The organism is Mycetohabitans sp. B2 (assembly GCF_021733735.1).
Classification (GTDB): domain Bacteria; phylum Pseudomonadota; class Gammaproteobacteria; order Burkholderiales; family Burkholderiaceae; genus Mycetohabitans; species Mycetohabitans rhizoxinica.
The window spans coordinates 31,419-39,952 of sequence record NZ_JAHKSP010000062.1; the positions used below are offsets into that span (position 1 = coordinate 31,419).

The 8,534-nt window shown below is 57.0% G+C and carries 4 protein-coding genes and 3 pseudogenes; 4 read left to right on the top strand and 3 right to left on the bottom strand.

Annotated elements, in window-relative coordinates; translation table 11 throughout:
• Positions 1-2: 2 nt before the first annotated feature.
• On the bottom strand, positions 3-170 hold the full coding sequence (locus KPG66_RS14475) for a hypothetical protein (RefSeq protein ID WP_162145563.1): 168 nt from the start codon (positions 168-170) through the stop codon (positions 3-5).
• 31 nt (positions 171-201) lie between these two features.
• Between KPG66_RS14475 and KPG66_RS14480 the strand changes: the two genes are divergently transcribed.
• Entirely contained in the window at positions 202-408 is a 207-nt protein-coding gene (locus KPG66_RS14480; protein ID WP_013428361.1) for a helix-turn-helix domain-containing protein, read from the top strand.
• A 343-nt stretch (positions 409-751) separates the two neighbouring features.
• On the opposite strand, the gene KPG66_RS14485 is transcribed toward KPG66_RS14480, so the two are convergent.
• Together KPG66_RS14485 and KPG66_RS14490 are read right to left on the bottom strand one after the other, a co-directional pair.
• Positions 752-2,131: a KamA family radical SAM protein gene (locus KPG66_RS14485; RefSeq protein WP_237071266.1), complete on the bottom strand. Its 1,380-nt coding sequence runs from the start codon at positions 2,129-2,131 to the stop codon at positions 752-754.
• Positions 2,132-2,541: 410 nt separating this feature from the next.
• Positions 2,542-3,813, bottom strand: a pseudogene (locus KPG66_RS14490) (IS256 family transposase).
• A 59-nt stretch (positions 3,814-3,872) separates the two neighbouring features.
• On the opposite strand from KPG66_RS14490, the gene KPG66_RS14495 reads away from it, so the two are divergent.
• The 3 genes and pseudogenes from KPG66_RS14495 to KPG66_RS14505 form a co-directional block, all read left to right on the top strand.
• Entirely contained in the window at positions 3,873-4,436 is a 564-nt protein-coding gene (locus tag KPG66_RS14495) for an IS110 family transposase (protein WP_336886364.1), read from the top strand.
• Positions 4,437-4,693: 257 nt separating this feature from the next.
• Positions 4,694-4,831: pseudogene (locus KPG66_RS14500) on the top strand (IS3 family transposase); the annotation flags it as partial.
• A gap of 987 nt (positions 4,832-5,818) precedes the next feature.
• Positions 5,819-8,534: pseudogene (locus KPG66_RS14505) on the top strand (amino acid adenylation domain-containing protein); the annotation flags it as partial.

Sequence of the window (8,534 nt, forward strand, 5' to 3'; positions counted from 1 at the left end):
CCTCAATAGGGATCCAGCTTGCTGGTCGCTGGTGGACGCTGCGCCCGTTCGGGAAACTCGCTGGCATGAATCCAGTGACACATCATACGCCGGTCCAGTGTCGTGACGCACGCAATCGCTCGGATTAAGTCAGCCAGCGTCACCATCAGCATCATGGGATTTGCCAGCACACTCACTGTTCCAGTTTAACGGGAAGGGCAGGTGACGCAGGAAAATGGCCCGCGCAGCAAATTGGCGCGGACGGTAGGCCAAGCCGTCGCGCGTCAGCGCAGGCTGCGTGGCTTGACACAGGAGCAGCGCTCGGAAGCGGCGGGACTGGCGCAGGCCTCGCTGTCGCAAATTGAGCGCGGCAAAATATTACCTGGACTTGACCAGCTGGCACAGCTTGCGCAACTGCTCAATTGTTGACTCGTGGATTGGGTGGCCGAAGGCGGCACCGGCGCGCTGGATCGCGCTATGCGCATGCGCAAGAAGCTATCGGCATTATCGCTCACGCAGCAAGAGGCACTGTAGCACTTATGGAACGAGGCCATTGTGATGGTGACCGACGTCCGCGCGGCCGCTCGCAGACGGGGTCGGAAAGCCGCGAGTTGACACGACGAGAGGGTGCCGCGTGGCGCCGTATTGGGCGCGCCGCGCCAGCGTGGTCTTTTGTAGAGAAGGTGGGACGGGTAGGCCACGCCCACGCCCACGCCGATAACGGCCCCGTTGAACCACCATCTCGCTAAATAAGAGCGCAAGTAGACAACGTCTACTTTAATGGATGGGAAGCCAACATGACGATTGGCTTCGTGTCGGCTGACGATTTCTCTATTATTTCTGGCGAGATCCCTTCTTCAAAGAAAAAACGCTTTTCGCCAAACGCAGGAGTCAGATCATTAAGCCACATTGCGTTCGGGTCAAATTTTGCATAAAAAGGTCTGCGTACCCAATCCGGATTGCGTGCTTGCAAAAATTGCAAAGCAAACACTTTTTCACCCTGTATCGTTGCGATACCATCAACGACAACTTTACCCGGAAAAGCGCTCATTGAAGGACCACGCACTGTCCGAGACAAACCTGAGACGGACTGGTAAGCTGCTTGGAAAATTTCGTAGGATTTAATTAAAGGGAGCTGGAAGTATTGGCGCGGGCCTGTATCACGCTCGATGAACATGTAATAAGGAATTGCCCCTAATCGAACGCCCGTCGTCCAAAGTTCAGCCCATGCTTTTGCATCGTCATTGATGTGACGAATTAAAGGTGATTGCATCCGTAACGTGGCGCCAGATGACACGATGCGCTTCACGGCTTTTTGTGCGATATCTGGACGTAATTCGACTGGATGATTGTAGTGGCCCATTACAGCAAGATTTTTGCCGGCATTGACAACCTTTTCAAAAAGCCACAAAAGATCATCAGCATCTTTATCTGTTACAAATCTTTGCGGCCAATAAGCAACGGATTTGGTGCCGATACGGATATTTTGAATATGGGCTAGTTCAGGGCTGAGCAGCGGTTCGATGTAATCTGCTAGCGAGCGCGTGTTCATGATGAGTGGGTCACCACCAGTGATCAGCACATCGGTGACTTCTGTGTGCCGCCGCAGATAGGCGACTAATTCATTCGATGCTTTTGCATCGAATTTCAGGCCTTCCATGCCGACGAATTGCGGCCAGCGAAAGCAAAATGTGCAATAAGCATGACAAGTTTGTCCCGCACTGGGGAAAAACAAGACCGTTTCTTTATATTTATGCTGAAGGCCGTGCATTCGCTTGCCGTCTAAAATCGGGACGTTGTGTGTCATTTGTCCTGCTGGATGCGGATTCATCCGCATGCGGATTTTTCTAACCTCATTTTCGATGGCTGCTTCGTCTTGCTTAATGAGCACTAAGTCCCGAAGCGTTGCATATTCATCGGCCGGCAGCATATCTGAGTGAGGAAAGGTCAGGCGGTAAATCGGGTCATCTGGCACACGCTCCCAGTTAATAAGTGTATCTAGAACATATTGATTGGTCCGGAATGGGAGAACGCGAGAAATGACTTTTACTGCTTCACGTAGATTTTCGGGAAGTGTTGCCCACTGAGGCGCTTGTTGAATGGATTGGCGTGTATAAGGTTTAAATTTTGTTTGAGAAGCTTTTTGACTCATGAACGTGGCTCCATTTCGGTTTATTATGCTGCGGGATAAATAAAAGCCTTGATTTTACAATAGGTAGTTAAATAAAAGTACTCTGTTTGTTATGCTTTAGGCGAAGAGCCAGCATGGCACTGCACGACACTGCAGTATTGAGCTAAAGCAAGGACCCAGCGTATACGGGGTGAACGGCTCGCGCATATCCTTGCGGATGCGGCGCAGAGCATTGTGCTCGCGGATGCAGTGGGCCGCTCCGCGCTGGGTGAGGCGTCTTTGGCCTCTCGTACGGTGCTGGATTTCAACACATTGCCGGATTGGGCGGACACGAATCCATTGGTGCCGGCGCGTGTTGCCTCAGGGGATGATGTTACTCTCGGGTAATGGAGGTGTCAGAAATTCTGTGTACTGAGGTTGGTTAAAAAATCTCAGCTGATGGCACAAATGAATCGGTCGCCGAACAGGATCGCGAACTGGTTGACGGCTTGCCGCCAGATAATAGGTGGCATCTTCCAATCCTTTTCGATGTTGCGCAAGGCCAGATACAGTAGTTTGTTGGCCGCTTTATCGCTTGAAAAGTGGCCGCGGTTCTTGACGATCTTGCGCAACTGCATGTGCATGCTCTCGATAGCGTTTGTCGTATATACGATTCGACGCACCTGGGGCGGATAGGCGAAAAAGGGTATGACCTGTTCCCATTGGCGCTGCCACATGGCCGCGACGGTAGGGAATTTGCGGCCCCACTGGCTGTGCGCAAAAGCGTCGAGCGCCGCTGCCGCTGCCGCTGCCTCGGCCGTGGCGGCCTGATAGATTGTCTTGATCGCGGCAGCCAGAGGCTGGCGCTCTTTCCAACTGGCCAGCTTCAGCGAATTGCGGATCAGATGAACAATGCAGGTCTGGATGTGCGCAGCCGGATACACCGCCTCGATCGCTTCAGCAAAGCCGCGCAAACCATCGACCACCGCGATCAGGATGTCGTGCAAGCCGCGGTTCTTCAACTCGTTGAACACCTTCAGCCAGAACTTGGCGCCTTCGGTTTGCTCGATCCACAAACCCAGCACTTGCTTGCGGCCGTCGACCCCGATGCCCAGCGCCAGGTATACCGCCTTGTTCTTGACTGTGCCTTCGTCGCGGATCTTCAATCGAAGCGCGTCAAAATACACGATCAGATACATCGCCTCGAGCGGGCGTTGCTGCCATTGCTCGAGCTCGGCCAGTACTTCGTCGGTGACGCTCGAAATCAGATCGGGCGACACCTGAAGGCCATACAGTTCCAGCAAATGGCCTTGGATCTCGCGCACGCTCATGCCGCGCGCATACAGGCTAATGACGTGATCGTCAAAACCGGGCAGCCGGCGCTAATATTTACCCACCCGCTGTGGCTCGAACCTGGCCTGCCGAGCACGGGGGATAGCCAACTTCAGTTCGCCGCTGGGCATGATCATCGTCTAGGGGCTGCTCCCATTGCGATGATTGCCATCCTTACCTTGCTCGACTTCGCTTTCCAGATGGTGCGTCAGTTCCGCCGCGAGCATGCGCTCAGCCAGTTGCTTCTTCAGTCGCCCGGCTAAGCCCGATTCGCCCAGAATCGACTCGGCATCCTTGCTTTGCACCTGCGCCAGCAGTTGGTCAATCAGTTCATCGGGAAACAGCTTCGGCGCCTTCGCATTCTTACTCTTGGTCACGGTTGCATTGGTCATAGAACGTTATTTCCGTTATCGTCTCATGACCCCGGCACACTAAAATTCTGACAGGCTCGATTCGGGGCGTACTTAAGACGTTTGGCGTCATCCTGCCTGCAGGTAAAGGTGTGACATTCGAACGGCTTGTCGAGCAAAACATGCCCCCTTCATCTCTCGTACAAGGCGTACTTGATATCCTAATAGATAGCTTGCGCCATATTGGAACTCAAATTAATGCATTCGATCAGGCCATCCGTCGCGTGGCTCAAGCAAGTCCGGTCTGCCGACGCTTAATGACCGTGCCCGGCGTGGGCTCGCTGACTGCAGTGGCGTTTGCATCGGCTGTGGATAATCCTGACCGCTTCTCAAGCGTGCGTGACATTGGACCCTACCTTGGGCTGACGCCGACGAAATATCAATCCGGCAATGTCGATCGCAACGCAGGTATTTCGAAAGCAGGATGCCGGCTTACGCGCCATCTACTGTTCGAAGCGGCGTCTTCTCTAATCTCCCGATACCGGCAGGACTGCGATCTGAGACGATGGGCACTGACGCTTATTCCTCGCATTGGCGCTCGCAAGGCGATGGTCGCCACCGCGCGCAAATTAGCGACCGTACTGCTCTCTATGTGGAAGGGGTAAACAGACTTCAAGGCAATGACAGAGTGGATTCGATTGACTATTTGCACTGCCAGACCCGAATACTTCATTCAGGCTGATTACGTCGCCGCAGCGATTCCTTCACTCTCTTTGCGGTCCCACTGCGGCAATCACATCGGAACGCTGTAGCGACTTTCAAACGGCACGTTGTGGCGCACTGCGACCACGTAGACGACAATGGGACGGCCTCTATGAAGCATTGCAACAGAGAGGAAGCTTATTGACAGGAATTAGACGATAAAAGGGTTCACCGGCTCTATCGTGAGCAGGGGCTGTCATTGCGGCATAAGAGGCCGCGGCGAAATAAGGCGGCGCGGCTGCGGCAGCCCAAACAGATCGTGACCGCGATCAACGAGATTGGGAGTATGGACTTTCTATGATCCACCCGCAAACCGCAAGTGCAGACTGGTGGCGGCTAGCGACTCGCGTTTATCTATTCGGCCTGTGGTGATCCGGGCATTTCCAGATCTGGCCGGCATGATGTAGTCGCACGCTTCCTTCCCAATAGTCATGCGGCATGATTCATGCTAAAAAGCTAGACGGGTTGGGGGAGTGGCGCTTGAATATGCGATCGAGCGTTTTCATGAGCGCCATACCCTGCGCGGCAGCAAGTCGACCGCTGCCGTTTGTCGTCGTGAGTGCTTCATCGCTTTTCCTATATAGCATTTGTCAGTTTAAGTGATGGTAACAAGCTTGTGTTTGTCACAACAGGCGCCTTATAGTCGTAGTTGCCTTATCTGTGAAGTGGTGCACGACAACTTGGCCTCCTGCTTAGGCGCGTCGCGTGAGCGGGCAGTCGTACAATGAGGTGATTTGTCAGCGAACGGGCGCATGGTAGTCGCCGTTTGCTGGCTAAAAGTGATGTCTGGAGGGAATACAATGCAGAAGTACCCCAGCTTGCACCCGGTGACGCTGTATAGGCGTGGTGCGTCCAACTTTTCCGCTGCACAATCCTCTCACGTTCGCTCGGTAACTCTATTCGCCACGTTGTTGTCGCGTTGACGCGTGCTTACCATGCTCATGGCACGCGAGCATGGTGGTCCGGTGGCGTCATTAACACAGCGTTTGTCTTGATGCGGATCGAATAAGGCCGAAGCGGACCACGCTCATATCACACGCAACGTTATTCCGCGCTAGCCATATGGCCGCCTCGTTGTGACGTGGAGGTATCGAAAGCTCCCCGCTGTTTCTTAAAGCAATGTGTACCAGTGGCAGGCGAGATGCCTACGAAGCGCCATGTAACCGGTGCTCGCCAACGTAGAGCTTTATTTTCTTGCTGCCTGGCCGATTGTTAAAGCAATGGCAATCGTTCAGTGGGTTAGTGCTGCTAAAACGGTTTGACTTTATTTGATGGAAGATTATAAATGTCTGCTTACAGTATGCCAGTTCCGCTTAGTACGTCCCAAGCCGATTGCAATGCGACGCAGCAGGACTGTCCGTTGCACCTGTGCGTGCATCAGCTGTTCGAAGCGCAGGTCGAGCGCACGCCGCAGGCGGTGGCCATCGTGTTGGGCGCGCAGTCCATCACGTACGCTCAATTAGAGTGCCGGGCCAATCAACTAGCGCGGCATCTTCGCACACTGGGCGTTGGACCCGACGTCGTGGTGGGGCTATGCGTGGAGCGCTCAATCGAGATGGTGGTCGGCGTACTGGGCATCTTGAAGTCCGGGGGCGCATACTTGCCGCTGGATCCGAGCTACCCGCACGAGCGCCTCACGTACATGATGCAACAGGCGCGCGTGCCGGTCCTGGTTACGCAGTCGCCCCTGCAGCAGGCGTTGCCGCGCACGGCTGCATCATGCGTGTGCCTGGATACCGACTGGGCGCAGATCGCGGCGGAGCCCGACACGCGCCCGCCCAGCGGCGTGTTGCCTGCGCATCTCGCGTACGTAACCTATACGTCGGGCTCAACCGGCCAGCCTAAAGGGGTGATGACCCGGCATGGTGGCGCAGCCAATTACCTGAACTTCTTAGTTCGCCATTATCGTGTCAGCGAAAAGGAGGTGGTGCTCAATGTCGCGAGCCTGGCCTTTGATGCGTCGGTGCGTGACCTAATCGGCCCGCTGATTGCAGGCGCACGCGTGGTGCTCATCCCGACCGCGCACGCCAAGGAGCCGCACCGCTATGTGGGTGTGCTCCATGAACAGCGTGTCACGGCATTGCTCAGTATTACGCCTAGCTTGCTGCGTAGCGTTTGTCAGGCAGCTGAACACCGAGGCTTGTGTGACGCACTGCGCCTGATCTTGGTGAGTGGCGAAGCGCTGGACGCGCAGCTTGTGGCGCGCGTGCATCAAACGCTCGGCACGCAGGTGCAGGTGTTCAATCAGTACGGCCCGACTGAATGCACGATGACATCGACCTGGTTTGCGGCCGTGCCTGACGCACCGGGGGCGGTGCCAATCGGCGAGCCGTTGTCGAACGTGCGCGTGTATGTGCTGGATCGGCAACTCAAGCCGTTGCCACCGGGCGTGACTGGCGAGCTATATATCGCGGGTGCGGGCTTGGCACGCGGCTACTTCAATCAGCCGGCGTTAAGCGCTGAGCGCTTTGTCGCCAACCCGTTCGGGCACGGCGAGCGGCTGTACCGAACGGGCGACTTGGGCAGATGGCGGGTAGACGGTCGGCTTGACTATGTGGGCCGCATCGACGATCAGATTAAGCTGCGTGGCCAACGGGTGGAGCCGGGCGAGATTGAAGCATGCTTGGCCCAGCACCCGCAGGTGCGCGACGCGGTGGTGCTGGCGCGCGGCGACGGCGAGGACACGCGACTTGTCGCGTATGTCGTTGCTGAAGCCGATGTGCACCTGGCCAGCACGCCTGAATCCGATGCGCCACTCGCAAGCACGCTGCATGCGCATGTGGCCGCTCGGTTGCCCGATTATATGGTGCCGGCTGCGTTTGTGCGGCTCAATGCCTTCCCGCTGACGCCCAACGGCAAACTCGATCGGCGGGCGCTGCCCGCGCCTGACGCGGATGCGCTCGCGCGCCAAGCGTATGAAGTGCCGCAAGGTGAACTCGAGACCACGCTGGCCGAGATTTGGGCCGAATTGCTCGGTGTTGAGCGCGTGGGTCGGCACGATAGCTTCTTTGCGCTCGGCGGCCATTCGCTGCTCGCGGTGCAGCTGTTGAATCGTATCGCTGGGCTGGGTGCCGACGTGCCATTGGCTACGCTATTTGCGTCGCCCACGCTGGCGGCATTCGCTGCCGCAGTGGAGGCGCAAGGGCATCACGGCACCGATATGCTGCTCCCCATCCCGCCGGTGCCGCGCGAAGGCTCTTTGCCGCTGTCGTTTGCACAGCAGCGGCTATGGTTTCTCGCGCAACTTGATGGCGTGAGTCGCACCTATCATATGTCGCGTGCACTGCGCGTGCGCGGGCCGCTGAATCGGGCCGCGTGGCAACAGGCGCTCGATGCGCTGTTTGCGCGTCATGACGCGCTGCGCTCACTATTTGTCAGCGTCGAGGGTCAACCGCAAGTGCAATTGCTACCGGCGGGCACAGGCGTGCCGATGACCTGGCATGACTTGCGCGGCGTGCCTGACGCCGACGCGCAATTGGCGCGCTTAAGCGACGAGGCGGTGCACGCACCATTTGATCTGGCGCACGGGCCGCTGCTGCGCGCGTGCGGCATTCAGTTGGCCGATAACGAGCACGTGTTGGTACTGACCCAGCACCATATCGTATCGGATGGCTGGTCCATGGAAGTGTCGGTGCGTGAATTGAACGCGCTGTACACGGCCGCCTGTCGGGGTCAGCCGAATCCGTTGCCGCCCTTGGCTGTCCAGTATCCGGACTATGCGGCGTGGCAGCGGCAGTGGCTCTCGGGCGAGCGGCTGCAGGCGCAAAGCGAGTATTGGCGCACGACGCTGGCCGACGCACCGGTGTTGCTGGCGCTGCCGACCGATCGGCCGCGCCCGGCGCAGCAATCATTTGCCGGCGCGCAGGTGCCGGTGCGTATTGATGCCTCGACCACGCAGGCACTGAAGCGCTTAAGCCAAGAACAGGGCACGACCTTGTTTATGACGGTGCTGGCGGCGTGGAGCGCGGTGCTGGCGCGCCTGTCGGGGCAAGACGATCTGG

Bases quoted from the DNA above. Each gene is read 5' to 3' on its own strand.
- KPG66_RS14485 (WP_237071266.1), bottom strand. From the start codon at position 2,131: ATGAGTCAAAAAGCTTCTCAAACAAAATTTAAACCTTATACACGCCAA.